Genomic DNA, 24,913 nt, shown 5'->3' on the forward strand with positions numbered 1-24,913 from the left:
CTGATCTGACGCCTATGCCGCCACGCCTCCAGGTGCGCCAATTGCAATCGCCGCTCGCCGGCCCGTACTCGTTCGCGCTGGCGGCCGGCCAGTGCGCCACCATCTCGGGCCCGTCCGGCGCCGGCAAGAGCCTGCTGCTGCGCATGCTGTGCGACCTCGATCCCAACACCGGCGAGGTGCTGCTGGACGGCACGCCGCGCAACAGCATGAGCGCGCCGGCATGGCGCGCGCAGGTGGTCTACCAGCCGGCCGAACCGGCATGGTGGCTGCCCACTGCCGGCGCCCACTTCAAGCCCGGCCAGATCCCGCGCATGCAGCAACTGCTGCCGCAACTGAACCTCTCGCCCGCGCTGCTGGAACAGGAAGTAAGCCGCCTCTCCACCGGCGAACGCCAGCGCATGGCGCTGATCCGCTCACTGGCCTGCGATCCCAAGGTGCTGCTGCTGGACGAACCCACCGCCGCGCTGGACCCGGAGTCGGTGACCGCCACCGAGGCGCTGCTGCACCGCGAGGTGGCCGCCGGCCTGTCGCTGATCCTGGTCACGCACTCGGAAACGCAGGCGCACACGCTGGGCCACCGCCACATGACGATGCGCGACCGCCAGCTGACCTGGCACGATGAGGACACGGCATGAACACCATCCAGCCCGGCGCCACCGACCTTGCCGTCGCCTCCTCGCTGGTGATTCTCAACGCCGGCATCTCGGCCTACCTGGGGTTGCGCATGCAGCGCATGATGTTGTGGTCCGCCGCGCGCATGGTGGTGCAGCTGCTGCTGGTGGGCCTGGTGCTGCGCTGGGTGTTCGCGCTGGCCTCGCCCGCCGCCACGCTGGCGGTGGCGCTGCTGATGATCGTCGCCGCCGCGCGCGAAGTGCTGGCGCGGCCGGCGCACAGCCTGCGCGGCTGGCCCGGCGTGTGGCTTGCCACGGGCAGCGTCGGCCTGTCCAGCATCGCCACCGTGGTGCTGGCGCTGCTGACGGTGCTGCACCCGACGCCGTGGTACGAGCCGCAATACGCGGTGCCACTGATCGGCATCGTGCTGGGCAACGTGCTGAATTCCGCCAGCCTGGGGCTGGACACCTTCTACGGCGGCGTGGTCAACGCGCGCGCCGTCATCGAGGGCCAGCTGGTGCTGGGCGCCACCCGCACCGAGGCGCTGGCGCCATTGATACGCGACTCGGTGCGCAAAGGGCTGATCCCGATCATCAACCAGATGTCGGCGGCCGGCATCATCACCCTGCCCGGCATCATGACCGGCCAGATCCTCGCCGGCATGGATCCGATGGACGCGGTGCGCTACCAGATCCTGCTGATGTTCCTGCTGGCCGGCGGCAGCGGCATCTCGGTCACGCTGGCGGTCTACCTGGCCGCGCGCAGCATCACCGACGACCGCCAGCGCCTGCGGCTGGAACGGTTGACGAACCGCTGACGTCGAACGCCGCGCCGCGCCGGCTCAGGCGTCTCCGTCCAGGTCGTGGCGGTCGAGGTCCGCGCCCATCAGCAATTGCGCCTGCTCGCTCGGCAGCGCCTCCACCGTCTTCAGCTTGCGCGCCATGGCGCGACTGCGGGTTTCGGCCGATTCGATATTCTTGGCGGCGCGTTCCAGCGTCAGCTTGGTGGCGGCCAGCACGTCGCCGAACTTGGAGAACTCGGTCTTCACCGCGCCCAGCACCTGCCACACTTCCGACGAGCGCTTTTCCAGCGCCAGCGTGCGGAAGCCCATCTGCAGGCTGTTGAGCAGCGCCGTCAGCGTCGACGGGCCGGCGATGCTGATGCGGTGCACGCGCTGCAGCTCGTCGGCCAGGCCGGGACGGCGCATCACTTCCGCGTACAGGCCCTCGGTGGGCAGGAACAGGATGGCAAAGTCGGTGGTGTGCGGCGGCGACACGTACTTCTCGGAGATGGTCCTGGCCTCGACCCGCACCGCGCGTTCCAGCTCGCGGCCGGCCAGGGCCACGCCGTCGGCATCGGCGCTGTCGGCCGCTTCCAGCAGGCGCTCGTACTGCTCCTTCGGAAACTTGGCGTCGATCGGCATCCACACCGGCGTGCCGCTGTCGTTCTGGCCCGGCAGCTTGAGCGCGAACTCCACGCGCGCGCCGCTGCCGGCGATGGTTTCGACGTTCTTCGCGTACTGGTCGGGCGTGAGCACCTGCTCCAGCAGCATCTCCAGCTGCACCTCGCCCCAGGTGCCGCGCGTTTTCACGTTGGTCAGCACGCGTTTCAGATCGCCGACGCCCAGCGCCAGTTGCTGCATTTCGCCCAGGCCCTGGTGCACACGCTCCAGCCGTTCAGACACCTGCTGGAACGACGCCGTCAGACGCGACTCCAGCGTGGCGTGCAGTTTCTCGTCTACCGTCTTGCGCATCTCTTCAAGGCGCGCGCCGTTGTCGGCCTGCAGATCCTTGATCTTCAGTTCCAGCGTGGCGCGGATCTCTTCCATGCGCTGATGCATGGTGTCCGAGAACAGCTTGAGGCTGCGCGCCTGCTCGTTGCGGCTGACCATGCCCTGCGCTTCCAGCTGGCGGCGCATGGCCTCGAACTGCTGCACAGTGGCGGCGTTGCTGGTCTGCGCGGTGGTCTGCAACTGCATGCGCACTTCGCGCTCCACGCGTTCAATGCGCTCGGCCAGATCGCCCCCCGGGCTGCTGCGGGATCGCAGCAGCGCCAGCACCTGCAGCACGATCACCGCCGCCAGCGCGGCCAGCAAGACGAAAAACTCGATGGAGGTCATGGATTCAATCCGGCTTGTTACGCATCCAGTCGGCGGTCTGGAAGAAGGAATTCATCAGGCGCACGCGCAGTTCGGTGTCGATGCCCACGTCCTCCATCGCCCACGCCATGCAGCGCAACCACTGGTCGCGCTCCTGCGTGCCAATGGCGAACGGCATGTGGCGCATGCGCAGGCGCGGATGGCCGTGCGCCTGCTGATACAGGTCCGGCCCGCCCATCCAGCCGCTGAGGAACATGAACAGGCGCTGGTTGGCATTCTCCAGCGAGGGGCCGTGCACGGAGCGCAGCAACTGGAACTCGGGTTCGAGCTCCATCAGATCATAAAAGCGGTCGACCATCGCGCGGACGGTTTCCTCGCCACCGATTACTTCATAGAGGGTACGGGATTCTTCAGTCATACCCGCCATGATAGCTTATACGAGGGCCAGCTTGCGCAGCCGGCGCGTGGACGACCAGCTTTCCAGATCCACCTGGCCGCGGATCGCCTCGCAGGCGAGGACGATGCGCGCCAGCTGCGCGCCATCCAGGCCCGAATTGAGCGTCAGCCGCACCAGCGAGCGGTTCTTCGGCGTGGCCGGCGCGCAGAACATGGCGCCGTAGACGCCGTGGTTTTCCAGCAGCTTGCGCAAGGCCAGCGTCTTCGGCTCCGGGCCCGGCTCCAGCGCGATGATTTGCTCGGTGCCGTCGCTGACGTTGTAGCCCAGCGCGCCCAGCTCCTCGCGCAGTGTGCGCGCGCTGGCGTGCAGCGCGGCGCGGCGCCCATCGGCGGCGGCGATGAAGTCGATGGCGGCGTCGAACCACGCCAGCTCGTGCCCCAGCAGGCAGGAACTGAAAATCGCCGGCCGCGACTCGGACAGGAAGTAGCCCTTGAAATGACTGGAACAGGTAATAAAACCGGCGCGGCCGGCGAACGCCTTGGCCAGCGAGGCGGTGCGGAAGTGCACCCGCTCGCTCAGACCCAGCGCCGCCACCAGGCCGGCGCCGCGCGGCCCGTGGGTGCCCAGCGAGTGCGACTCGTCGACGATCAGCATGCAGCCGTGGCGCTCGGCGATCTCGGTCAGCGCCGCCAGCGGCGCGAGGCTGCCGTTGGTGCTGTACAGCGCGTCGACCACGATCAGGCCGCGCCCATGGCGCTGCAGTTGTTTCTGCAGATGCTCGACATCGTTGTGCAGGAAGGACACCGGCAGCGCGCCGGCCGACTGCACGCCTTCCCACAAGGACGCATGCGCCTGCATGTCCAGGTATACCGGAATGCCCGGCCCGGCCAGCGTCTGCACCAGGCCGACGTTGGCGGCCCAGCCGGACTGCGCCAGGATGCCATCCTCGGCGCCCATGAAGCGCGCCAGCTTGCGCTCCAGCCGGTGCTGCGGGCTGCCTTCCTGCAGGTACACGGCCGACATCAGCATCTCGCCCTGGCTGTGCCGCAGCGCCTCCACCTGGGCGCCGACCAGCGCCGGCTCGCCGGCCAGGCACAGGTAGTCGTTCCCGGCCAGCAACACGGCGCCGGCCGGAGTCGGTTGCCAGGCGTGCGGGTGCTCGCCGCCCAGCAATTGGGCGATCCGCGTGACGTAGTGCAAGTCCATGCGGCGGGTGACGAAGTCGGGGAAGGACGAACAGGGTTGGTGGTCGGCAATAGCGTAGGTCATGGCAAATCTCCTGGAGGTTGTAACAAGAAAGATTGTTTTTTTGTGAACCGCGCAGCCACCATGCGGCTAAAAAAACTCAAAGAGATTGATGCGGATCAATTACCGTTTTGATATCCCCAAACACGTTGTAAATTAAGGCGATGATGGCAACTTGATAAAAGTCAAACGTCATCATGAAGCCAACCCTGCACGAACGCTGGAAACGCTGGCAGCACGGACTGGTGCAGTCCCTGCTGCTGTACCACGGCCGCGAGGACCATGCGACCGTGCGCGTGTTGCTGCTGTCGTGCATCGGCACGGTGGGCATGCCGCTGTATTACGTGATCTGGCAGCACTTCTTCCCGCAGGAGTACGAGTCGCTGTCGCTGCGCCTGCTCGGCATCCTGCTGTGCGCGCTGGGCCTGTTCGCGCGCCAGTTCAGCCGGCAGATGCTGCATCTGTACCTGCTGGTCGCGCTCAGCTACATCTTCCCGTTCTTCTTCACGTTCATGTTTTTGATGAACCACGCGTCCGGCGTGTGGGGCGAGTCCTTGCTGATCGGCCTGGTGGTGCTGTTCCACTTCGACACCGGCCTGGCGCTGAGTGCCTACCTGATCGGCACCGGGCTGGCCTGCGCGGCAGCGGCGGCACTGGGCGAAGGCGACATGCTGCTCAGCCGGCAGGTGCTGCAGCAGGTGCCGATCCACTGGTTCACCATTGCCGTGCTGTCGGTGGCCAAGATCAGCCGCCACGTTCTGGCGCAGGAAAAGCTGGCCGGCATGGGCGCCGGCCTGGCCACCGTGGCGCACGAGTTGCGTACCCCGCTCACCAGCGTCGACGCCAACGTGCGCGGCCTGCTGCGCATGATGGCCGACGCCCAGGCGCCGGGCCACAGCCCGGAGGACCGCCTGACCATCATCGACGCGCTGGCGCGCATCCAGTTCGAGGTGCGCCACATGAACCACATGATCGACCTGTTCTTGCTGAGCGCGACGGCGGTGCGGCAAAACCTGCATCCGGTGGAGACGGTGTCGATGGAGACGGTGGTGGAGGCGGTGCTGCGGCGCTATCCCTTCTCCAGCCAGAAGCAGCAAAAGCAGGTGCGGCTGGAGGTGCGCCGCAACTTCCAGTTCGCCGGCCAGACCGAGCTGGCGGTGGTGGTGCTGCTGAACCTGTTGCGCAACGCGCTGCGCGCCGTGCAGCGCGCCGGCAAGGGGCGGGTGCGCATCATCATCGACGGCGGCCACCAGCCGCCACGCCTGCTGTTCATCGACACCGGCTGCGGCATCCCCGCCGCGCAGCTGGCGATGATCTTCCGCCGTTTTTACTCGCATCCGCCGCACAACGGCGCCGGCATCGGCCTGGCCTTGTGCCAGGAAATCATGGATGCCTGGCGCGCCAACATCCGCTGCGTATCGCGCGAGAGCGCCTATGCCATCTTCGTCCTGGAGTTTCCCACGAGGTGAACCATGCATCTACCCGTCTACGCCCATCCCACGCTGACCGTGCTGGTTGACGACAGCGATTCCTTCTTGCGCAGCCTGTCGTTCCAGCTCGATCCGATGCTGGCCAATAAAACCTTCCATGACACCGCCGAGGCGCTGCACTGGCTGTGCGCCAGCGCGCCGGTCGGTGGCCTGCCGCTGCACATCAATTTCGACATGCAGAACCTGCCCGCCGACCAGTGCAACGTGGCGCTGGACCTGGAGCGCATCTACCGCATCGCCGAGCGGCGCGAGCGCTTTGCGACGCCGTCGGTGCTGGTGGTGGATTATTCGATGCCGCAGATGAACGGGGTGGAATTCTGCGAGGCGGTGGCGCATCTGCCCTGCAAGAAGATCCTGTTCACCGGCGCGGCCGACGAGAAGATCGCCGTCAGCGCCTTCAACCGCGGGCTGATCGACCGCTATATCAAGAAGAACGACGATCACGCGCTGGACCTGCTGGAGATGGAAATCGCGGCGCTGCAGGAGCGTTATTTCGACAGCCGATCCGACACGCTGCGCGAGATGGTGGCGCTGCACGATTACCGCTTTCTCACCGATCCGGCGCTGGCCGAGGTGGTGCGGGAGCTGAAGCGCACGCTGGGCTTTGTCGAGCACTACATCTTTCCCAATCCGACCGGCATCCTGTTCCTCGACCAGCACGGCAAGGCCACGCTGATGATGATCGAGACCGAGGACAGCATGCAGGCGCAATACGAGATCGCGCGCGACAGCGACGCGCCACGTTCGCTGCTCAACGCGCTGCTGGAAAAGCGGGTGCTGACATTTTTCAGCGATCCGTTCGGGGATGGCATGTACACCCACAGCATGGCGGAAAACTGGCACCGCTACAGCGCCGCGCCGCGCATCTGCCAGGGCAGCGAAACGTATTACTGGGCCTTGTTCGACCTGCCCGGCCATTACTTCGACCAGCGCCCCCACCACTACGCGCAGTTCCTGCGGGAGCTGCAGCCGCAGGTCATTGCGGCATGAGCGTCTGATCCGTCATTTCGGCGCAGGCCGGAACGACGGGTTCAGGCCTCGCGCAGCGTTTGCAGCGGCGGCTGGCGCAGCACGTTGCGCAGCCCGAGCCAGCCGCCGGCGATGGCGCACAGCGCGCCAGCCACCAGGCCGACCAGCCACACCGCCGGGCTGAACGCCCACGCAAACTTGAACTGGTAGGTGGCCAGCGCCCAGCCCATCGCCGCCGCGCCGGTCGCCGCCAGCACGCCGGACAACGCGCCCACCAGCGTGAACTCGATCAGTTGCGCCTGCGACAGCTGCTTGCGCGTGGCCCCCAGCGCCCGCAGCAGGCCGGCCTCGCGCGTGCGCTCGTCCTGGGATCCCATCAGCGCCGCATACAGCACCAGCACGCCGGAAGCCAGCGTGAAGATGAACAGGAACTCCACCGCCGTGATCACCTGATCCAGCACCGCCTGCACCTGGCGCAGAATGCCGCCCACATCCACGATGGTCAGGTTGGGATAATCACGCGTGAAGGCGTTCATCAACGCCCCCTGCCCCTGCGGCAGATGGAAGGCGGTGATCCAGCTCTGCGACACTTCCGTCATCGCCGCCGGGTTGATGATGACGAAGAAGTTGACCCGCATCGAGCCCCAATCGAGCTTGCGGATGCTGGTGATGGTCACGTCCACCGGCGTGCCGGCGATGTCGAAGCGCAGCTTGTCGCCCAGCTTCCAGCGCAGCGTCTTGGCGATGCCCTGCTCCACCGAGGCCTCGCCGAAGCCCGGCTTGTCCTCGAACCATTGGCCCTCGGCCAGCTGGTTCTCGGCCTGCATCTGCGCCATGGTGGAGATGTTGAATTCGCGGTCGGCCAGGCCTTTGGCGCGGTCCTCGGTATAGGTGTCGGCGGTGACCGGCTTGCCGTTGACCGCGGTCAGGCGGCCGCGGATCATCGGGTATTGCGGCGCGTAGTTGACGCCGGCCGCCTGCAGGCGTTTGGCGATCTCCGGCCCCTGCTCCGGCTGGATGTTGATGATGAAGCGGTTCGGCGCGTCCGGCGGCGTGGCGTTGCGCCAGGCGGTCATCAGGTCGCCGCGCACCACGGTCAGCACCAGCAGCGCCATCATGCCCAGCGCCAGCGACACCACCTGCACGATGGTGGCGCCGGGACGGCGCTGCAGCGAGGTGACGGCAAAGCGCCAGCCCTGGTGATCGATGGCGCCGCGCAGCGACCGCAGCGAGCGCAGGCCGAGCCAGGCCACCAGCCCAAACACGGCAAACGCGCCGACGAAGCCGAGCGCGGTGTACAGCGCCATTGTCGCGTCGCCGGCCTGCCACAGCAGCAGCGCGACAAAGCCGGCCATGCCGAAGCCATAGGTGGCCAGCGCGGTGACCTTGGGCGGATCCTGCTCGCGCCGGATCACGCGGTTGTGCGGCACTTTGCGCAATTGCAGGATCGGCGGCAGCGCGAACGCGGCCAGCAGCAGGATGCCGATCGCCAGCCCTTGCAGCGCCGGATAGATGGTCGGCGGCGGCAGTTCGGCGGACACCAGTGATCCCAGCACCTCCAGCAGCACGTAGTGGGCGCCGAAGCCGACCGCCACGCCGAGCGCGCTGCCGACCAGGCCCACCAGCAGGAATTCGATCAGGTACATGACGGTGACCTGGTTCTGCGTCAGGCCGAGGCAGCGCAGCATGGCGCAGGCGTCCAGGTGGCGCTGCATGAAGCGGCGCGCGGCCATGGCCACCGCCACCGCCGCCAGCATCGCCGACAGCAGGCCGACCAGCGACAGGAAGCGGTCGGCGCGCTCCAGCGTGGCCTGCATTTCGGGGCGGCCGTTTTCCAGCGACTCGACGCGCACGCCCTTGATGTTGCCGTTCTTGATTTGCGCCTGCAGCCAGTCCTGGTAGGCCCGGGCGATGGCGGCGCCGTTCTTCAGCGTCGGCGGCGCGCCGATCAGCAGGCGGTAGTTGACGCGCGAGCCCGGCTGGATCAGGTTGGTGGCGTCGAGGTCGGACAGCGCGAACATCACGCGCGGCGCGAAGGCCAGGAAGTTGGCGCCGCGGTCCGGTTCGGCGGCGATCAGCCGCGTGACGGTGAAGGTTTTGTCGCCCAGCTTGAGCGGCTGGCCGACCTTGGTGTTCAGGCTGCCGAGCAGGCCCGGTTCGATCCAGACGGTGCCGGGCGCCGGGACGGTGTCGGCGGGCGTACCGATGCTTTGTTCGGCTTGCGCGGGGTCGGTGGTGATTTTCAGCTTGCCGCGCAGCGGATAGCCGGGGCCGACGGCTTTCAAGGCCGACAGCATGGAAGTGGAGGCCTCGCCCTCGCCGGCCGAGGCCATGCTGGGGAAGGTGACGGTGTCGGTGACGGTCAGGCCGCGTTGCAGCGCTTGCGCGCGCCATTCGGCGCGTACCGGCAAGTCGGCGCTGATGACGACGTCGGCGCCGAGCAGCTGGTGGGCGTCGCGATCCAGGCCGCTGCGCAGGCGGTCGATGAAGAAGCCGGTGGCGGACAAGGCGGCCACCGCCACCGTCAGCGCGATCAGCAGAAAACGCAACTGGCCGGCGCGCCAGTCGCGCGCCGTCATGTTCAGAGCAAGTTTTAGCATAACAATCCTGGGTTGGTACCCCGCGCCCCAAGGGCGCTGACGGATACTGAACACATAGCGCGCGGAAACCGTTCAGCCCCGCACACCAGGGACAGGGGTCTGACCCCGCACGGGGTCAGACCCCATCCTCCGGGGTTCACAGCGCGGCGAAGAAGGCGTCCACCTCGTCAAGGTACTTTTGCTTTTGCGGCGCCGGCAGAAACGCCGCCTCGAAGCTGTTGCGCGCCAGCCGCTGCGCATGCGACAAGCCCAGCGGCAAGGCCTCAAACGTGGCGATGAAGTTGTCGTTCATGTAGCCGCCAAAGTAGGCCGGGTCATCCGAATTGACCGTGGCCACAATCCCCGCATCCAGCAGCTCCAGAATGTTGTGCTGCTCCATCCGGTCGAACACGCACAGCTTGATGTTGGACAGCGGGCACACCGTCAACGCCATCTTCTCGCGCGCCAGGCGCGCGGTCAGCGCCGGGTCCTCCAGGCAGCGCACGCCGTGGTCGATGCGCTCCACCTTCAGCGTGTCCAGCGCGGTGTAGATGTAGGCCGGCGGCCCCTCCTCGCCCGCGTGCGCCACCAGGTGCAGGCCCAGCTGGCGGCAACGCGCAAACACCCGCGCGAATTTTTCCGGCGGATTGCCAACCTCCGACGAATCCAGCCCCACGCCGATGAACTTGTCGCGGTACGGCAGCGCCGCTTCCAGCGTGGCCAGCGCGTCCTCCTCCGACAGGTGGCGCAGGAAGCACAGGATCAGCGTGGCGCTGACCGGGCTGTCCTGGCAGGCGCGGTGGATGCCGTTGATGATCACGTCCATCGGCACGCCGCGGTGCGTGTGCGTCTGCGGGTCGAAGAAGATTTCGGTGTGGCGCACGTTGTCCTGTTCAGCCCGCTTGAGATAGGCCGCCGTCATGTCATGGAAATCCTGCTCCGTCAGCAGCACGCTGGCGCCGGCGTAGTAGATGTCGAGGAAGGATTGCAGGTCGGTGAAGGCGTACGCCGCGCGCAGGTCCTCCACCGAGCCGTAGTTCAGCTTGACGCCGTTGCGTTCGGCCAGCGCAAAGATCAGTTCCGGCTCCAGCGATCCTTCGATGTGGATGTGCAGCTCGGCTTTGGGCATGCGCTGCAAAACACCGCGCAATTGATCGTTCAACATGTGATTTTTTCCTGTGACTTGAGTTCCTGAATTGGTCCATCTTATCGCATGCGGCGGATAGCGTGTCAGCACATCTTCGTCAGGCGTGTTACTGTGGTGTTTAAGGACCAAGCAGCACCACCAAAATTGCGTGATGAATTCGATATTTCCGTTTTAAATCAGGCCGTTACAAAAGGGTATTAACGATATGACGACATACCTTTTGACTTCCTGCACCAATAGCGCAATAATCAATTTCATAGACGTAAGAAGCGTTACGACCAACACATAAAAGCCGCCATCCGGCCATAAAGCCAGCTCAACGGCGCGGGCAATCCGCGTCTTCCCAAGGAAGCTGACCACAAGAAAAATAAGACAGAAAGGAATTATACGAACCAGAGCCAGGGCAGGCGAACTGCCGGTGACTCGTGACATGCAGGTTTCCATCATAAAAGGACATTCAAACATGACCATTTTTGACAACTACGCCGCACGATACGAACGGACCAAAGAAGAAGAGATGTCCATGAAGGAGTATCTCGAACTTTGCAAGAAAGACCGGCTGACCTACGCCAGCGCCGCCGAGCGCATGCTGGCCGCCATCGGCGAACCGACCCTGGTCGACACGCGCAACGATACGCGCCTGTCGCGCATCTTCGCCAACAAGGTCATCAAGATTTATCCGGCGTTCCGCGAGTTCTACGGTACTGAAGAAGTGATCGAGCAAGTGGTGTCCTACTTCCGCCACGCCGCCCAGGGCCTGGAGGAACGCAAACAGATCCTGTACCTGCTGGGCCCGGTGGGCGGCGGCAAATCGTCGATCGCCGAAAAGCTCAAGTCGCTGATGGAGCACGTGCCCTTCTACTGCCTCAAGGGCTCGCCGGTGAACGAATCGCCGCTGGGCCTGTTCAACGAGGACGAGGACGGCACCATCCTGGAGGAAGACTACGGCATCCCGCGCCGCTACCTGCGCAATATCCCGTCGCCGTGGGCGGTCAAGCGCCTGCACGAGTTCAACGGCGACATCAACCAGTTCCGCGTGGTCAAGCGCTACCCGTCGGTGCTGAAGCAGATCGGCATCTCCAAGACCGAGCCGGGCGACGAGAACAACCAGGACATTTCCTCGCTGGTCGGCAAGGTCGACATCCGCAAGCTGGAGGATTATTCGCAGGACGACCCGGATGCCTACAGCTACTCGGGCGGCCTGTGCCTGGCCAACCAGGGCCTGATGGAATTCGTCGAGATGTTCAAGGCGCCGATCAAGGTGCTGCACCCGCTGCTGACCGCCACCCAGGAGGGCAACTACAAGGGCACCGAGGGCTTTGGCGCGATTCCGTTTGACGGCGTGGTGCTGGCGCACTCCAACGAATCCGAGTGGAAGTCGTTCAAGAACAACCGCAACAACGAGGCCTTCCTCGACCGGATCTACATCGTCAAGGTGCCGTACTGCCTGCGCGTGACCGACGAGATCAAGATCTACGACAAGCTGCTGTTCAACTCCTCGCTGTCGAGCGCGCCGTGCGCGCCGGGCACGCTGCGCATGATGGCCCAGTTCGCCATCCTGTCGCGCCTGAAGGATCCGGAGAACTCCAGCATCTTCAGCAAGATGCTGGTGTACGACGGCGAAAACCTCAAGGACACCGATCCCAAGGCCAAGTCGATCCACGAGTACGTCGACTACGCCGGCGTGGACGAGGGCATGAACGGGCTGTCGACGCGCTTCGCGTTCAAGATCCTGTCCAAGGTATTCAACTTCGATAACACCGAGGTGGCGGCCAACCCGGTGCATTTGCTGTACGTGCTGGAGCAGCAGGTCGAGCGCGAGCAGTTCCCGCCCGAGCTGGAGCAGAAGTACTTCTCCTACATCAAGGAGCACCTGGCGCAGCGCTACGTCGAGTTCATCGGCAAGGAGATCCAGACCGCCTACCTGGAATCGTATTCCGAGTACGGCCAGAACATCTTCGACCGCTACGTGACCTTTGCCGACTTCTGGATCCAGGACCAGGAGTACCGCGATCCGGACACCGGCGAGAGCTTCGACCGCGAGTCGCTGAACAACGAGCTGGAGAAGATCGAGAAGCCGGCCGGCATTTCCAATCCCAAGGATTTCCGCAACGAGATTGTCAACTTCGGGCTGCGGGCGCGCGCTAATAATGGTGGCAAGAATCCCGCGTGGACCAGCTATGAGAAGTTCCGCACCGTCATCGAGAAGAAGATGTTCTCCAATACGGAGGAACTGCTGCCGGTGATTTCGTTCAACGCCAAGGCCAGCGCCGAGGACGCCAACAAGCACGCCGACTTTGTCGCGCGCATGGTGGAGAAAGGCTACACCGCCAAGCAGGTGCGGCTGCTGTGCGAATGGTATCTGCGCGTGAGGAAGTCGTCGTAGCATGAGTCGTCGTTCCGGCGCACGCGGGCGGTCCGCCGACGCGGGCCATAAGCCGCGTGATGGCACGCGCAGCATGGGCCCCTGCTTTCGCGGGGGCGACGTGCGTACAGTAGGAGGCATCTTTTGACTTACCTCATCGACCGTCGTTTGCAAGGCAAGAACAAGTCCGCCGTCAACCGCGAGCGTTTCTTGCGGCGCTACAAATCGCAGATCAAGGACGCGGTGGGCCGCGCCATCAAGGGGCGCTCCATCACCGACGTCGAGAACGGCGAAAAAGTCTCCATCCCGGTCAAGGATGTGAGCGAGCCGTCGTTTGGCCACGCCCATGGCGGCGTGTGGGAAGTGGTCAACCCGGGCAACCAGGAATACCAGAAAGGCGACCAGATCAACCGCCCCAAGGGCGGTGGCGGCGCCGGCCGCGGCAAGGCCGGCAATAGCGACCAGCTCACCGAGGATGACTTCATCTTCGAACTGTCGCGCGAAGAGTTCATGAACTATTTCTTCGAGGACCTGGAACTGCCGCACATGGTCAAGACGCAACTGACCGCCACCACCGATTTCAAGAACCAGCGCGCCGGCTACAACATGTCCGGCACACCGTCCAACATCCACGTGCTGCGCTCGCTGCGCGGCGCGCTGGGCCGGCGCATCGCCGTCGGCGGCGGCTCGCGCAAGCGGGTGCAGGAGGCCGAGCGTGAACTGGAGCAGTTGCTGCTGGACGGCGTGCCGCTGCAGGACGCCCGCGTGGTCGAACTGAAAAAGCTGATCCACCACCTGCACACGCGGCTGCTGGCCATCCCCTTCATCGACCCGTTCGACCTGCGCTACACCAACCGCATCAAGGTGCCCAAGCCGATGACGCAGGCGGTGATGTTCTGCATCATGGACGTGTCCGGCTCCATGGACGAGACGCGCAAGGACACCGCCAAGCGCTTCTTCATCCTGCTGTACCTGTTCCTCAAGCGCGTCTACGACAAGATCGACGTGGTATTCATCCGCCACCACACGGCCGCCGCCGAGGTCGACGAGGAAGAGTTCTTCCACTCGCGCGAGTCGGGCGGCACGGTGGTGTCGTCGGCGCTGCACCTGCTCGACAAGATCATCGACGAGCGCTACGGCGCCGGCAGCTACAACGCCTACGTGGCCCAGGCCTCGGACGGCGACAACTGGGACAACGACTCGGTGCTGTGCCGCCAGCTGCTGGTCAACACCATCATGCCCAAGGTGCAGTACTACACCTATGTCGAGATCACCGACGGCCCGCCGCAAAACCTGTGGGAGCAGTATTCGCAGGTGCCGGACCACCATCCGCACTTCGCCATGCAAAAGATTGTGACGCCGGCCGATATCTATCCGGTCTTCCGTGAACTGTTCAAGAAGCAGCCAAAATGAACGACATGACCACGCCCAAGCCGAAACATCCGAACGCGCTGCCGGAGCAATCCGAGTGGACTTTCGAGCTGATCGAGCAAATTCACCAGGAAATCCGCCGCGTGGCCGACAACTTCGGGCTGGACACCTACCCCAACCAGCTGGAAATCATCACCGCCGAGCAGATGATGGACGCCTACACCTCGGTCGGCATGCCGGTGTCGTACAGCCACTGGTCGTTCGGCAAGCACTTCCTCAGCACCGAGAAGGGCTACAAGCGCGGGCAGATGGGGCTGGCGTACGAGATCGTCATCAACTCCAATCCCTGCATCGCCTACCTGATGGAGGAAAACAGCCTGACCATGCAGTCGCTGGTGATCGCCCACGCGGCCTATGGCCACAACTCCTTCTTCAAGGGCAATTACCTGTTCCGCACCTGGACCGACGCCGACGCCATCGTCGACTACATGGTGTTCGCCAAGAACTACATCGCCGAGTGCGAGCAGCGGCACGGCATCGACGCCGTCGAGCTGCTGCTGGACTCGTGCCACGCGATCCAGAACTACGGCGTCGACCGTTACAAGCGGCCGGCCAAGCTGTCGATGGCGCAGGAGCGCGCGCGGCAGAAGGAGCGCGAGGCCTATGTGCAGTCGCAGATCAACGAGCTGTGGCGCACCCTGCCGCGGCGCGAGGAGGAGGAGGCGGCCAAGGCGGCGCCGCGCTTCCCGCCCGAGCCCGAGGAAAACCTGCTGTACTTCATCGAGAAGTATGCGCCGCTGCTGGAGCCGTGGCAACGCGAGGTGGTGCGCATCGTGCGCAAGATTTCGCAGTATTTCTACCCGCAGCGCCAGACCCAGGTGATGAACGAGGGCTGGGCCACGTTCTGGCACTACACCATCCTCAACCAGTTGTACGACGAGGGCGTGATCGGCGACGGCTTCATGATGGAGTTCCTCAAGAGCCATACCAACGTGGTCTACCAGCCGCCGGTCAACAGCCCCTACTACAGCGGCATCAATCCGTACGCGCTCGGCTTCGCCATGATGACCGACATCCGCCGCATCTGCGAGCATCCGACCGACGAGGACCGCGAATGGTTCCCCGACATCGCCGGCAGCGACTGGCGCAAGACGCTGGACTTCGCCATGCGCAACTTCAAGGACGAGAGCTTCATCGCCCAGTACCTGTCGCCCAAGCTGATCCGCGAATTCCACTTCTTTGCCGTGCTGGACGACGACAACAACGAGAAGCTCAACGTCTCGGCCATCCATGACGACAGCGGCTACCGATACGTGCGCCAGCAACTGGCGGAACAATATAATCTTGGTAACCGCGAGCCCAACATCCAGGTATGGTCGGTCAACACGCAGGACGACCGCGCGCTGACGCTGCGCCATACCCAGTTCCAGCGTCGCCCGCTGAACCAGCAGGCCGGCGAGGTGCTGAAGCATGTGGCGCGCTTGTGGGGCTTCGACGTCCACCTGCAAACGGTGGCGCCAAACGGCGAAGTCATCAGTACCCTGGAGGTCAAACGGGAGAAGCGTGCGCGGATGCCGTGACCGACTAATATATAAGGCTTTTTTCAGGCGCCGGCCCTGCCCCAAAAGCAGGCACGGCTCTTGCAAGAGTCGGAACCGGGGGCAGCGACGGCGCGCTGGCCCCGGTTTTTTTTTGGTGGATGCACGGCGCGGCCCGGAAGTCAATATTTTTCTGAAGCTACTTGTATAGAAGTGCCCGCAAGAATTTCATCAAAGAAACATTTACGGCCAAATTATCAACTGTCCGTAGTAAAACTACCGACATAAAATTCCGTATTTGGCCTTAAGGGAAAACTAAGTAACGTCGTGGTGCGCCACCGCCCAAAAATGCGACGCGCGGTCTTGCTCGTTGAGCCAGAACGGTGCAAAGTGAGCGCTACCATATAGGAAAACCCTATGAAATTTAACCGGTTTTAGGGATGAAAATTCTATGTAAAATCAAGAATTCGTATGTATAATTCGCCGACGTCCCGGATGCGGCTGTTGTTTTGTGTCGCCATTTTGGGGTTTAAGTAGCACCAAAGAGAGTTGGTATTGGAGAAAGCAGGCATGAATTTCACGCACAACGAGAAAAGCACCGGGAAGAACTTTACAGGCATTACGATTGTCGTTTTGTTGCACATCCTGGTCGCTTATGGGATCGTGACGGGCTTGGGAAAACGTCTGGTGGCCAAAATGGTCGCACCAGTGGAGACCAAGATCATTGAGGAGGTCAAACCTCCTCCACCGAAAGAGCTCCCACCACCGCCACCTCCACCAGAGATGAAGGCACCACCACCGCCTTTCATCCCGCCAGTTGAGGTGAACGTGCAGCAGCCGCCACCGCCGAACAACACGATCGCCAACGCGACCAACGTGAAGCCGGCGACCACCGAGATTCAGAAAGCACCGCCAGCACCACCTGCGGCGCCGCCTGGTCCGGCCAAAACGGGTGTGCGCACCGCGGCAGTGGTTGACTTCAGCACTTGCGCCAAACCGGAATGGCCGAAGTCGTCGCTGCGTAACGAGGAAACCGGCACCGTGCAGCTGTCGTTCCTGATTGCGGCCGACGGTCACGTGGCGGAAGGCAAGGTAGTGAAATCGAGCGGCTTTAGGGATCTGGACAAAGCCGCGATCGCCGGTATCACCAAGTGCCGCTTCAAACCGGCAACGGAAGATGGCGTACCAAAAGAAGGCTGGCAGCAGATGCAATACGTCTGGACGCTGGAGTAAAACCGGGACAGAACACCGTCTCACTTAGTAATTTCGTTGTCATTACGCCAGCGATCTGATTATTTTATCAATTTGGAGGAAGCATGTTTAAGAATACCCGTTTGTCCGCTGTACTGGCCGCTGTGCTGTTCTCGGTGACCGCAGCCACCGCCCTGGTTAGCTCGGCACAAGAGCAAGCCTCGGCAGCCGCTTCGGCCCCTGCAGCAGACGCGGCAGCGCCGGCAGCAGCGCCAGCAGCGGATGCGGCAGCAGCACCAGCAGCAGAAGCTCCAGCAGCGCCAGCAGCGCACGGTGGTAAAGAAGAAGTGGAAAACCCATACGGCTTCGCTGCTGTCTGGGAAGCCGGCTTCGTGTCGCGCGGCACCCTGATCATCCTGTCGCTGATGTCGATGGGTTCGTGGTACATCATCATCACCAAACTGATCGACCAGACCAAGATCTTCAAGCAGTCGAAAGAAGCCTCGGCCAAGTTCTGGAAAGCCTCGTCGATCGCCGCTGGTTCGGCAACCCTGACCGACGGTTCGCCATTCCGCTTCATCGCTGAAACCGGCACCAAGGCCACCGCCCACCACGACGGCGCCCTGCTGGAACAAATCGACCTGTCGACCTGGGTGACCATGTCGATCCAGCGCGCCGTGGACAAAGTTCAGTCGCGCCTGCAAGACGGCCTGTCGTTCCTGGCCACCGTCGGTTCGACCGCACCGTTCATCGGTCTGTTCGGTACCGTGTGGGGTATTTACAATGCACTGATCGCCATCGGCATGTCGGGTAACGCCTCGATCGACAAAGTGGCAGGTCCAGTGGGTGAAGCACTGATCATGACCGCGTTTGGTCTGTTCGTGGCAGTTCCTGCGGTTCTGGGTTACAACTGGCTGGTCCGTCGTAACAAGTCGGCGATGGAAGACGTGCGTGCTTTCTCGGCTGACGTACACTCGGTCCTGATCTCGGGCGCAATGTCGACCGCAACCGGCTCCAAAAAAGTAGGCTAATTCACCATGTCCATGTCCGTAGGCTCCGATACCGGAGACGAAGATACCGTCATGTCGGAAATCAACACGACGCCCCTCGTGGACATCATGTTGGTTCTGCTGATTATCTTCCTGATTACGAGCCCGGTGGTTCTGAAGCTGATCAAGATCAAGCTGCCAGAAGAAACCAACCAGGTTATCCAGACCAAGCCGGAAGACGTCAACATCGTGGTGAGCAAAGATGGCGACATCTATTGGAATCAGCGCAAGATGCGCGACACCAATGAGTTGTTCGACAACCTGAAGGTGGAAGCTGTGAAAGTGCCGCAACCGGAAGTGCACGTACGGGGTGACCAGGAAACCAAGTACGAAGCCATCGGCAAGGTTATTTTCACCACCCAGCGCGCTGGTATCCAGAAGGTCGGCTTCATCACCGAACCGCCTGATAAGGGTTAATCCCCCGAGCGCACCGCAGGCCTGGTTGCCAGGCCTGCCCTTCTTAAAAGGAAACAACCCATGAGTATGAATGTCGGCTCTCCATCGAGCGGTGGTTCGGATCCGGAACCAATGATGGAAATGAATATGACGCCCCTCATCGACGTGATGCTGGTGCTGATTATCATGATGATCATTACGATTCCTAAGGCCAACCACTCGGTGAACCTGAATATGCCGGTCGGCACCCCGCCGCCTCCTACCAAGGAGCCAGTGGTGGTGACGATTGACGTCGACTTCGACGGTACGATTCTGTGGGATAACGCTGTCGTTCCTGACCGCGCCACCCTGGAAGCGAAACTGACCGATGTCGCCGCGCAAGCGGATCAGCCGGAAGTGCATCTGCGTCCGAACAAGCTGGTCTCGTACAAAGTTGTCGCAGGCGTCATGGCTTCGGCCCAGCGTCTGGGCGTGACCAAGATTGGACTGGTCGGTAACGAACAGTTCCAGTAATTAGTCCCATGTACAATAATAGGCAGGACCATTCCTGCCTATTTGCTTTTTTGAAGAAAGAAAACTCACCCATGACCAAGTTTCGTCTCGCTCATCTCGGCCTGGTAATGGCCGCCATTGGTTTTACCGCAGCAGCTCCCCTCGCAGGTTTCTCGTCGGTGGCCTACGCTGCCGAAACGGTGCGCGCAGAAATCGGCAAACCATTGCAGGAAGCACAGAAACTGGCCGCGGCCGGCAAGAACAAGGAAGCACTTGCCAAACTGAAAGAAACCGACACCGTCGGCGGCAAATCCGCCAACGAGATGTACCTGATCGAACGTACCCGCGCCTCGGCCGCGGTCGCTGCCGGCGATAACGACGCCGCCGCCAAAGCCTTTGAATACGTGATCAACTCCGGCAAGCTGTCGCCTGCCGAATCCGCCAAATTCTCCGAAGCCCTGGCCGGCATCTACTACCGCGCCAAGGACTACAATAAGGCCGTGACCTGGTTCCAGCGCGTGCTGAAAGACAACCCGAACAACACCGCCGCCCACGAATACATCGTGCAGATCCTGTACACCTCGGGCAAATACGCCGAGGCCGCCAAGGAACTGCAATCGAGCAAGAACCTGAGCGAAAACCAGCTGGGCATGCTGGCCAACATCCAGCTCAAGCAGAACGACAAGGCCGGCTATGTGCAGACGCTGGAAAAACTGGCCGGTTCATATCCGAAGGCCTCCTACTGGGCCGACCTGCTGAACCGCGTGTCGGGCAAGCCGGGCTTCTCGCCGACGCTGTCGCTGGACGTGCTGCGTCTGCGCCTGGTCAACGGCCTGCTGACCAAGCCGGGCGAATACCTGGAAATGGCCCAGCTGTCGCTGCAAGCCGGCAACCCGGCTGAAGCCAACAAGATCATCGAGCAGGGCTACAAGAAAGGCGCGCTGGGCACTGGCGCCGACGCCGCCCGTCACCAGCGTCTGAAAGACCTGGCGATCAAGACCCAGACCGAGTTTGACGCCAAGGCCGCCGCCACCGAAGCCGAAGCCGTCAAGGCCAAGGACGCCGACGCGCTGGCCAACCTGGGCTACGGCCTGGTCTCGGCCGGCAAGGCCGACAAGGGCCTGGCGCTGATGGACCAGGCGGTCAAGCTGGGCACCGGCCGCAATCCGGAAGCCATCAAGCTGCACTACGGCATCGCGCAGAGCATCGCCGGCAAGAAAGCCGCCGCGCTGGCCACGCTGAAGACCGTCAAGGGCACCGATGGCACCGCCGACCTGGCCCGTTACTGGACCCTGAACATTAACCACCCGATGTAAATCGGGCAGGTGGATGCGCGAAGCGCTGTTCCGGCCCCCGCCGGACAGCGCTTTTTTCATTTGGAACCCGGTACGGCGGGGTCAGACCCCGTACGGGGTCAGACCCCAAAAGCGGCCGCCGTGCGGGTTAACCGCCGGCCACACCAAACAAACCGTATAATCCCGTATTTGCGACAAGTTTTCCCCAGATTCCCATGAAGGTATTTCGAGGTCTTCCCAATGCAGCGGCGCGCGCGCCCTGCGCGCTCACGATCGGCAACTTCGACGGCGTCCACCTTGGCCACCAGGCCCTGCTGGCCCGCGTGCGCGCCGCCGCCACCGGGCTGGGACTGGAAGCGGCCGTGATGACCTTCGAACCGCATCCGCGCGAATTCTTCGCGCAGAAAGCCGGCGACCTGTCGCGCGCCCCGGCGCGCATCGCCAACCTGCGCGACAAGCTGCAATCGCTGTCCGACAACGGCATCGACCGCGTGATCGTCGAACACTTCTCCGATTCTTTCGCCGCGCTGACGCCGCGCGAATTCACCGAAAAAGTGCTGGTCGAGGGCCTGCACGTCAAATGGCTGATGGTCGGCGACGACTTCTGCTACGGCGCCCGCCGCGCCGGCAATGTGCAGATGCTGCTGGAAGCCGGCCAGCAATACGGCTTCCACGTCGAGACCCTGCCGACCGTGATGAACGGCAGCACCCGCATCTCCTCGTCCGCCGTGCGCGCAGCGCTGCACGCCGGCGACTTCGCGCACGCCCAGGCCCTGCTGGGCCACCCGTACGCCATTTCCGGCCACGTGATCCACGGCCAGAAACTGGGCCGCACGCTGGGCTTCCCGACGCTCAATCTGCGTGTGCCGCACCGCCCGGCGCTGTCCGGCATCTTCATCGTCCAGGTGCACGGTCTGGGCGGGCAGCCCTTGCCGGCCGTGGCCAGCCTGGGCGTGCGCCCGACCGTCGACGACAGCGGCCGCGTGCTGCTGGAGGTGCACGTGTTCGACTTCGCGCAGCAGTGCTACGGCAAGCAGGTGCGCGTCGAATTCCTGCAAAAGATCCGCGACGAGGAAAAATACGTCGACCTGCCAACGCTGACGGCCGCCATCCACCGCGACGCCGACATCGCCCGCGCCTTCTTCGCCAAGCGCGCCACCGACCGAATTTGACCGCGCGACCAGCTACGAGCGCCGGCTACCGAGAATTCCCGAATACCTACACTGAACGCATACCATGTCCGACAACAAACCAGCAAAGAAGCCAGAGAGTAAATACCCGGTCAACATGACCGAAACCCCGTTCCCGATGCGCGGCGATATGGCCAAGCGCGAGCCGAACTGGGTCCAGCAATGGCAAGACAAGAAAATCTACGAGCGCGTGCGCAAGGCGGCCGCCGGCCGTCCGAAATTCATCCTGCACGACGGTCCGCCGTACGCCAACGGCGACATCCACATCGGCCACGCCGTCAACAAGATCCTGAAGGACATGGTGGTCAAGGCCCGCACGCTGGCCGGCTACGACGCGCCCTACGTGCCGGGCTGGGATTGCCACGGCATGCCGATCGAGATCCAGATCGAAAAACAGTACGGCAAGAACCTGCCGACCGCCGAGGTGCTGACCAAGGCCCGCGCCTACGCGCTGGAGCAGGTCGACCGCCAGCGCAAGGACTTCATCCGCCTGGGCGTGTTGGGCGAATGGCAGAATCCTTACCTGACCATGAATTACTCCAACGAGGCCGACGAACTACGCGCCCTCGGCAAGCTGCTGGAAAAAGGCTATGTGTATCGCGGTCTGAAGCCGGTCAACTGGTGCTTCGACTGCCAGTCGGCGCTGGCCGAGGCGGAGGTGGAGTACAAGGACAAGCGCGATCCGGCCATCGACGTCGGCTTCAAGTTCGCCGACACCGGCAAGCTGGCGCAGATCTTCGGCCTGGACAAGCTGCCGACCGATAACGGCTACATCGTCATCTGGACCACCACGCCATGGACCATCCCGTCCAACCAGGCGCTGAACGTGCATCCGGAAGTGATCTACTCGCTGGTGCAGACCGAGCGTGACGGCCAGCCCCTGCTGCTGATCCTGGCGCAGGACCTGGTGGAGTCGTGCCTGGCGCGCTACAAGCTGGAAGGCGTGACCATCGCCACCGCCCACGGCGCCGCCTTCGACGGCGTCAGCTTCCGTCACCCGCTGTACGCGGCCGATCCGTTCTACGACCGCCTGTCGCCGGTCTACATGGCCGATTACGTGACCACCGACAGCGGCACCGGCGTGGTCCACTCGGCGCCCGCCTATGGCCTGGACGACTTCATCTCCTGCCGCGCGCATGGCATGAAGGACGAGAACATCCTGACGCCGGTGATGGGCGACGGCAAATACGCGTCGACGCTGCCGCTGTTCGGCGGCATGAGCATCTGGGAAGCATCCAAGCCGATCTGCAACGCGCTGAAGGAAGCCGGCGCCCTGTTCGAGCTGAAGATGTTCGACCACAGCTACATGCACTGCTGGCGCCACAAGACGCCGATCATCTACCGCGCCACCTCGCAGTGGTTCGCCGGCATGGATGTGAAGCCGAAGGACGGCGGCCACACGCTGCGCGAAACCGCGCTGCAGGGCATCGAAGCCACGCAGTTCTTCCCGGACTGGGGCAAGGCGCGCCTGCACGGCATGATCGCCAACCGTCCTGACTGGACGCTGTCGCGCCAGCGCCAGTGGGGCGTGCCGATGGCCTTCGTGGTCCACAAGGAAACCGGCGCGCTGCATCCGCGCACGCCGGAACTGCTGGAACAGGTGGCCAAGCTGATCGAAAAAGGCGGCATCGACGCCTGGCAGGCGCTGGACCTGAAAGACCTGATCGGCGACGAGGCATCGCAGTACGAGAAGAACAAGGACACGCTGGACGTGTGGTTCGACTCCGGCACCACGCACCAGACGGTGCTGCGCGGTTCGCACAAGGAGCAATCGGCGTTCCCGGCCGACCTGTACCTGGAAGGCTCGGACCAGCACCGCGGCTGGTTCCACTCGTCGCTGCTGACCTCCTCGATGCTGAACGGCGCGCCGCCGTACAAGGCACTGCTGACGCACGGCTTCGTGGTCGATGGCGAAGGCAAGAAGATGTCCAAGTCGATCGGCAACACGGTCGCGCCGCAGGACGTATGGAACAAGCTGGGCGCCGACATGCTGCGCCTGTGGGTGGCGTCGACCGACTACACCGGCGAGCTGTCGATCTCCGACGAGATCCTCAAGCGCGTGACCGAGTCGTATCGCCGCATCCGCAACACGCTGCGCTTCCTGCTGGCCAACCTGTCGGACTTCGACGCGGCCAAGGACGCGGTGCCGGTGGCCGAGCTGCTGGAGATCGACCGCTACGCCATCGCCAACATGGCGGCGCTGCAGAAGGAAATCGAAGCGCACTACATGCAGTACGAATTCCAGCCGGTGACCTCCAAGCTGCAGAACTACTGCTCGGAAGACCTGGGCGGCTTCTACCTGGACATCCTGAAGGACCGCCTGTACACCACGGCCGTGACCTCGCACGCGCGCCGCTCGGCGCAGACCGCGCTGTGGCACATCACGCATAGCCTGCTGCGCCTGATGGCGCCGGCGCTGTCGTTCACCGCCGAAGAGGCATGGGAAATCTTCGCCGGCGCACAAGGCTGGAAGGACAGCGACGAAACCATCTTCACCCAGACCTGGTGGCAGTTGCCGCAACTGGCCGATGGCGAGGCGCTGCTGGCCAAGTACACGGCGCTGCGCGCGGTGCGTACCGACGTCACCAAGCAGCTGGAAGACCTGCGCACCTCGGGCGCGATCGGCTCCTCGCTGCAGGCGGAACTGAGCATCAAGGCCGCCGGCGACAAGTACCAGCTGCTGGCCAGCCTGGAGGATGATCTGAAGTTCGTGTTCATCACGTCGCTGGCGACGGTGACCGAAGTGGCGGGCGAAGCGGAAGAAGCGGTCAACGTGGCCGCGTCGACCGCCGAGAAGTGCGAGCGCTGCTGGCACTACCGCGCCGACGTCGGCGCCCACGCGGACCACCCTACGCTGTGCGGCCGCTGCTACAGCAACCTGTTTGGTGCGGGCGAAAAACGCAAGTTCGCTTAATATGACGCGCACCGTCATTCCGGCGAAAGCCGGAATGACGGGTTTAACGCTACGAAAAATAATTAACATGGCCACCAAAAAAATCTTCCCGACCAAATCCTCGGCAAGCCTGACGCCTTGGCTGTGCATCGCCGCGCTGGTGATCCTGATCGACCAGCTGACCAAGATCACCATCACCAAGATGTTCCAGCTGGGCGAAGAAAAAGTCATCACCTCCTTCTTCAACCTGGTGCTGGCCTATAACAAGGGCGCCGCCTTCAGCTTCCTCAGCAACAGCGGTGGCTGGCAGCGCTACTTCTTCACCGGCATCGGCATCGCCGCCGCCATCTTCATCGTCTACCTGCTGAAAAAGCACGCCGGCCAGCGCATGTTCGCCTGGGCGCTGTCGCTGGTGCTGGGTGGAGCGCTGGGCAACGTCATCGACCGCCTGCTGTACGGCCACGTGGTCGACTTCCTCGACTTCCACTGGGCAGGCCTGGGCCATTTCCCTGCCTTCAACGTCGCCGATTCCGCCATCTGTGTCGGCGCCGCCCTGTTCATCCTGGACGAACTGCGCCGGGTGAACAAATAAAGGA

The 24,913-nt window shown here is 63.4% G+C and carries 21 protein-coding genes; 15 read left to right on the forward strand and 6 right to left on the reverse strand.

Translation table 11 applies throughout. The features are described from left to right. Positions 1-14 precede the first annotated feature (14 nt). Together FHW58_RS12985 and fetB are read left to right on the forward strand one after the other, a co-directional pair. Positions 15-635, forward strand: coding sequence for an ATP-binding cassette domain-containing protein (locus tag FHW58_RS12985; RefSeq protein WP_179673569.1), 621 nt, complete (start codon positions 15-17; stop codon positions 633-635). Continuing rightward, a complete protein-coding gene (fetB, locus tag FHW58_RS12990) occupies positions 632-1,429 on the forward strand; it encodes an iron export ABC transporter permease subunit FetB (protein WP_179673570.1) in 798 nt (265 codons plus the stop codon). The genes FHW58_RS12985 and fetB overlap by 4 nt, the downstream gene beginning before the upstream one ends. Positions 1,430-1,453: 24 nt before the next feature. Here fetB and FHW58_RS12995 read toward each other — a convergent pair whose 3' ends face one another. From FHW58_RS12995 to cqsA, 3 genes are read right to left on the reverse strand one after another with little or no spacing between them, the layout of a single operon-like run. Continuing rightward, complete coding sequence (locus FHW58_RS12995; RefSeq protein ID WP_179673571.1) at positions 1,454-2,731, reverse strand: DNA recombination protein RmuC; 1,278 nt, start codon at positions 2,729-2,731, stop codon at positions 1,454-1,456. A gap of 4 nt (positions 2,732-2,735) precedes the next feature. Next, complete coding sequence (locus FHW58_RS13000) at positions 2,736-3,128, reverse strand: group II truncated hemoglobin (RefSeq protein ID WP_179673572.1); 393 nt, start codon at positions 3,126-3,128, stop codon at positions 2,736-2,738. Positions 3,129-3,143: 15 nt separating this feature from the next. Then, entirely contained in the window at positions 3,144-4,376 is a 1,233-nt protein-coding gene (gene cqsA / locus FHW58_RS13005) for an alpha-hydroxyketone-type quorum-sensing autoinducer synthase (RefSeq protein ID WP_179673573.1), read from the reverse strand. 173 nt (positions 4,377-4,549) lie between these two features. On the opposite strand from cqsA, the gene FHW58_RS13010 reads away from it, so the two are divergent. Both FHW58_RS13010 and FHW58_RS13015 read left to right on the forward strand, forming a co-directional pair. Beyond that, entirely contained in the window at positions 4,550-5,821 is a 1,272-nt protein-coding gene (locus tag FHW58_RS13010) for a HAMP domain-containing sensor histidine kinase (protein ID WP_179673574.1), read from the forward strand. A gap of 3 nt (positions 5,822-5,824) precedes the next feature. Then, positions 5,825-6,832 (forward strand): hypothetical protein, encoded by a 1,008-nt coding sequence (locus FHW58_RS13015; RefSeq protein ID WP_179673575.1) that lies wholly within the window; start codon positions 5,825-5,827, stop codon positions 6,830-6,832. A gap of 41 nt (positions 6,833-6,873) precedes the next feature. Here FHW58_RS13015 and FHW58_RS13020 read toward each other — a convergent pair whose 3' ends face one another. The 3 genes from FHW58_RS13020 to FHW58_RS13030 all read right to left on the reverse strand — a co-directional run bounded on the left by FHW58_RS13020 (position 6,874) and on the right by FHW58_RS13030 (position 10,969). After that, positions 6,874-9,411, reverse strand: coding sequence for an ABC transporter permease (locus FHW58_RS13020; protein WP_179673576.1), 2,538 nt, complete (start codon positions 9,409-9,411; stop codon positions 6,874-6,876). Positions 9,412-9,547: 136 nt separating this feature from the next. Continuing rightward, positions 9,548-10,555, reverse strand: a complete 1,008-nt coding sequence (locus FHW58_RS13025) for an adenosine deaminase (protein WP_179673577.1) — start codon at positions 10,553-10,555, stop codon at positions 9,548-9,550. A gap of 153 nt (positions 10,556-10,708) precedes the next feature. Continuing rightward, entirely contained in the window at positions 10,709-10,969 is a 261-nt protein-coding gene (locus FHW58_RS13030; RefSeq protein ID WP_179673578.1) for a hypothetical protein, read from the reverse strand. 31 nt (positions 10,970-11,000) lie between these two features. On the opposite strand from FHW58_RS13030, the gene FHW58_RS13035 reads away from it, so the two are divergent. The 11 genes from FHW58_RS13035 (at position 11,001) to lspA (ending at position 24,909) form a co-directional block, all read left to right on the forward strand. After that, on the forward strand, positions 11,001-12,923 hold the full coding sequence (locus FHW58_RS13035) for a PrkA family serine protein kinase (protein WP_179673579.1): 1,923 nt from the start codon (positions 11,001-11,003) through the stop codon (positions 12,921-12,923). Positions 12,924-13,046: 123 nt separating this feature from the next. Continuing rightward, complete coding sequence (locus FHW58_RS13040; RefSeq protein WP_179673580.1) at positions 13,047-14,315, forward strand: YeaH/YhbH family protein; 1,269 nt, start codon at positions 13,047-13,049, stop codon at positions 14,313-14,315. Further along, positions 14,312-15,853: a SpoVR family protein gene (locus tag FHW58_RS13045; RefSeq protein ID WP_179673581.1), complete on the forward strand. Its 1,542-nt coding sequence runs from the start codon at positions 14,312-14,314 to the stop codon at positions 15,851-15,853. The genes FHW58_RS13040 and FHW58_RS13045 overlap by 4 nt, the downstream gene beginning before the upstream one ends. Before the next feature lie 528 nt (positions 15,854-16,381). Further along, entirely contained in the window at positions 16,382-17,044 is a 663-nt protein-coding gene (locus FHW58_RS13050) for an energy transducer TonB (protein ID WP_179673582.1), read from the forward strand. 83 nt (positions 17,045-17,127) lie between these two features. Continuing rightward, on the forward strand, positions 17,128-18,033 hold the full coding sequence (locus FHW58_RS13055) for a MotA/TolQ/ExbB proton channel family protein (protein ID WP_179673583.1): 906 nt from the start codon (positions 17,128-17,130) through the stop codon (positions 18,031-18,033). Between the two features lie 6 nt (positions 18,034-18,039). Next, positions 18,040-18,468 carry a biopolymer transporter ExbD gene (locus tag FHW58_RS13060; protein WP_179673584.1) on the forward strand — a complete coding sequence of 143 codons (429 nt, stop codon included), beginning with the start codon at positions 18,040-18,042 and terminating at the stop codon, positions 18,466-18,468. A 60-nt stretch (positions 18,469-18,528) separates the two neighbouring features. After that, positions 18,529-18,960 (forward strand): biopolymer transporter ExbD, encoded by a 432-nt coding sequence (locus FHW58_RS13065; RefSeq protein WP_179673585.1) that lies wholly within the window; start codon positions 18,529-18,531, stop codon positions 18,958-18,960. Positions 18,961-19,031: 71 nt separating this feature from the next. Next, on the forward strand, positions 19,032-20,255 hold the full coding sequence (locus FHW58_RS13070; protein WP_229265314.1) for a tetratricopeptide repeat protein: 1,224 nt from the start codon (positions 19,032-19,034) through the stop codon (positions 20,253-20,255). A 194-nt stretch (positions 20,256-20,449) separates the two neighbouring features. Next, positions 20,450-21,406 (forward strand): bifunctional riboflavin kinase/FAD synthetase, encoded by a 957-nt coding sequence (locus FHW58_RS13075; protein WP_179673586.1) that lies wholly within the window; start codon positions 20,450-20,452, stop codon positions 21,404-21,406. Positions 21,407-21,470: 64 nt separating this feature from the next. Continuing rightward, the gene (gene ileS, locus FHW58_RS13080) at positions 21,471-24,338 is read left to right on the forward strand and encodes an isoleucine--tRNA ligase (RefSeq protein WP_179673587.1); all 2,868 of its coding nucleotides are present in this window, start codon (positions 21,471-21,473) and stop codon (positions 24,336-24,338) included. Positions 24,339-24,405: 67 nt separating this feature from the next. Beyond that, positions 24,406-24,909: a signal peptidase II gene (gene lspA / locus FHW58_RS13085; RefSeq protein ID WP_179673588.1), complete on the forward strand. Its 504-nt coding sequence runs from the start codon at positions 24,406-24,408 to the stop codon at positions 24,907-24,909. Positions 24,910-24,913: the final 4 nt, after the last annotated feature.

The sequence above is a fragment of the Duganella sp. 1224 genome (assembly GCF_013408245.1).
Classification (GTDB): Bacteria; Pseudomonadota; Gammaproteobacteria; order Burkholderiales; family Burkholderiaceae_D; genus Rugamonas.

Bases quoted from the DNA above. Each gene is read 5' to 3' on its own strand.
- FHW58_RS13015 (WP_179673575.1), top strand. From the start codon at position 5,825: ATGCATCTACCCGTCTACGCCCATCCCACGCTGACCGTGCTGGTTGAC.
- FHW58_RS13035 (WP_179673579.1), top strand. From the start codon at position 11,001: ATGACCATTTTTGACAACTACGCCGCACGATACGAACGGACCAAAGAA.
- FHW58_RS13030 (WP_179673578.1), bottom strand. From the start codon at position 10,969: ATGTCACGAGTCACCGGCAGTTCGCCTGCCCTGGCTCTGGTTCGTATA.
- lspA (WP_179673588.1), top strand. From the start codon at position 24,406: ATGGCCACCAAAAAAATCTTCCCGACCAAATCCTCGGCAAGCCTGACG.
- ileS (WP_179673587.1), top strand. From the start codon at position 21,471: ATGTCCGACAACAAACCAGCAAAGAAGCCAGAGAGTAAATACCCGGTC.
- fetB (WP_179673570.1), top strand. From the start codon at position 632: ATGAACACCATCCAGCCCGGCGCCACCGACCTTGCCGTCGCCTCCTCG.
- FHW58_RS13060 (WP_179673584.1), top strand. From the start codon at position 18,040: ATGTCCATGTCCGTAGGCTCCGATACCGGAGACGAAGATACCGTCATG.
- FHW58_RS13025 (WP_179673577.1), bottom strand. From the start codon at position 10,555: ATGTTGAACGATCAATTGCGCGGTGTTTTGCAGCGCATGCCCAAAGCC.
- FHW58_RS13050 (WP_179673582.1), top strand. From the start codon at position 16,382: ATGAATTTCACGCACAACGAGAAAAGCACCGGGAAGAACTTTACAGGC.
- FHW58_RS12985 (WP_179673569.1), top strand. From the start codon at position 15: ATGCCGCCACGCCTCCAGGTGCGCCAATTGCAATCGCCGCTCGCCGGC.
- FHW58_RS13070 (WP_229265314.1), top strand. From the start codon at position 19,032: ATGACCAAGTTTCGTCTCGCTCATCTCGGCCTGGTAATGGCCGCCATT.
- FHW58_RS13000 (WP_179673572.1), bottom strand. From the start codon at position 3,128: ATGACTGAAGAATCCCGTACCCTCTATGAAGTAATCGGTGGCGAGGAA.
- FHW58_RS13065 (WP_179673585.1), top strand. From the start codon at position 18,529: ATGAGTATGAATGTCGGCTCTCCATCGAGCGGTGGTTCGGATCCGGAA.
- FHW58_RS13045 (WP_179673581.1), top strand. From the start codon at position 14,312: ATGAACGACATGACCACGCCCAAGCCGAAACATCCGAACGCGCTGCCG.
- FHW58_RS13010 (WP_179673574.1), top strand. From the start codon at position 4,550: ATGAAGCCAACCCTGCACGAACGCTGGAAACGCTGGCAGCACGGACTG.
- FHW58_RS12995 (WP_179673571.1), bottom strand. From the start codon at position 2,731: ATGACCTCCATCGAGTTTTTCGTCTTGCTGGCCGCGCTGGCGGCGGTG.
- FHW58_RS13075 (WP_179673586.1), top strand. From the start codon at position 20,450: ATGAAGGTATTTCGAGGTCTTCCCAATGCAGCGGCGCGCGCGCCCTGC.
- cqsA (WP_179673573.1), bottom strand. From the start codon at position 4,376: ATGACCTACGCTATTGCCGACCACCAACCCTGTTCGTCCTTCCCCGAC.
- FHW58_RS13055 (WP_179673583.1), top strand. From the start codon at position 17,128: ATGTTTAAGAATACCCGTTTGTCCGCTGTACTGGCCGCTGTGCTGTTC.
- FHW58_RS13020 (WP_179673576.1), bottom strand. From the start codon at position 9,411: ATGCTAAAACTTGCTCTGAACATGACGGCGCGCGACTGGCGCGCCGGC.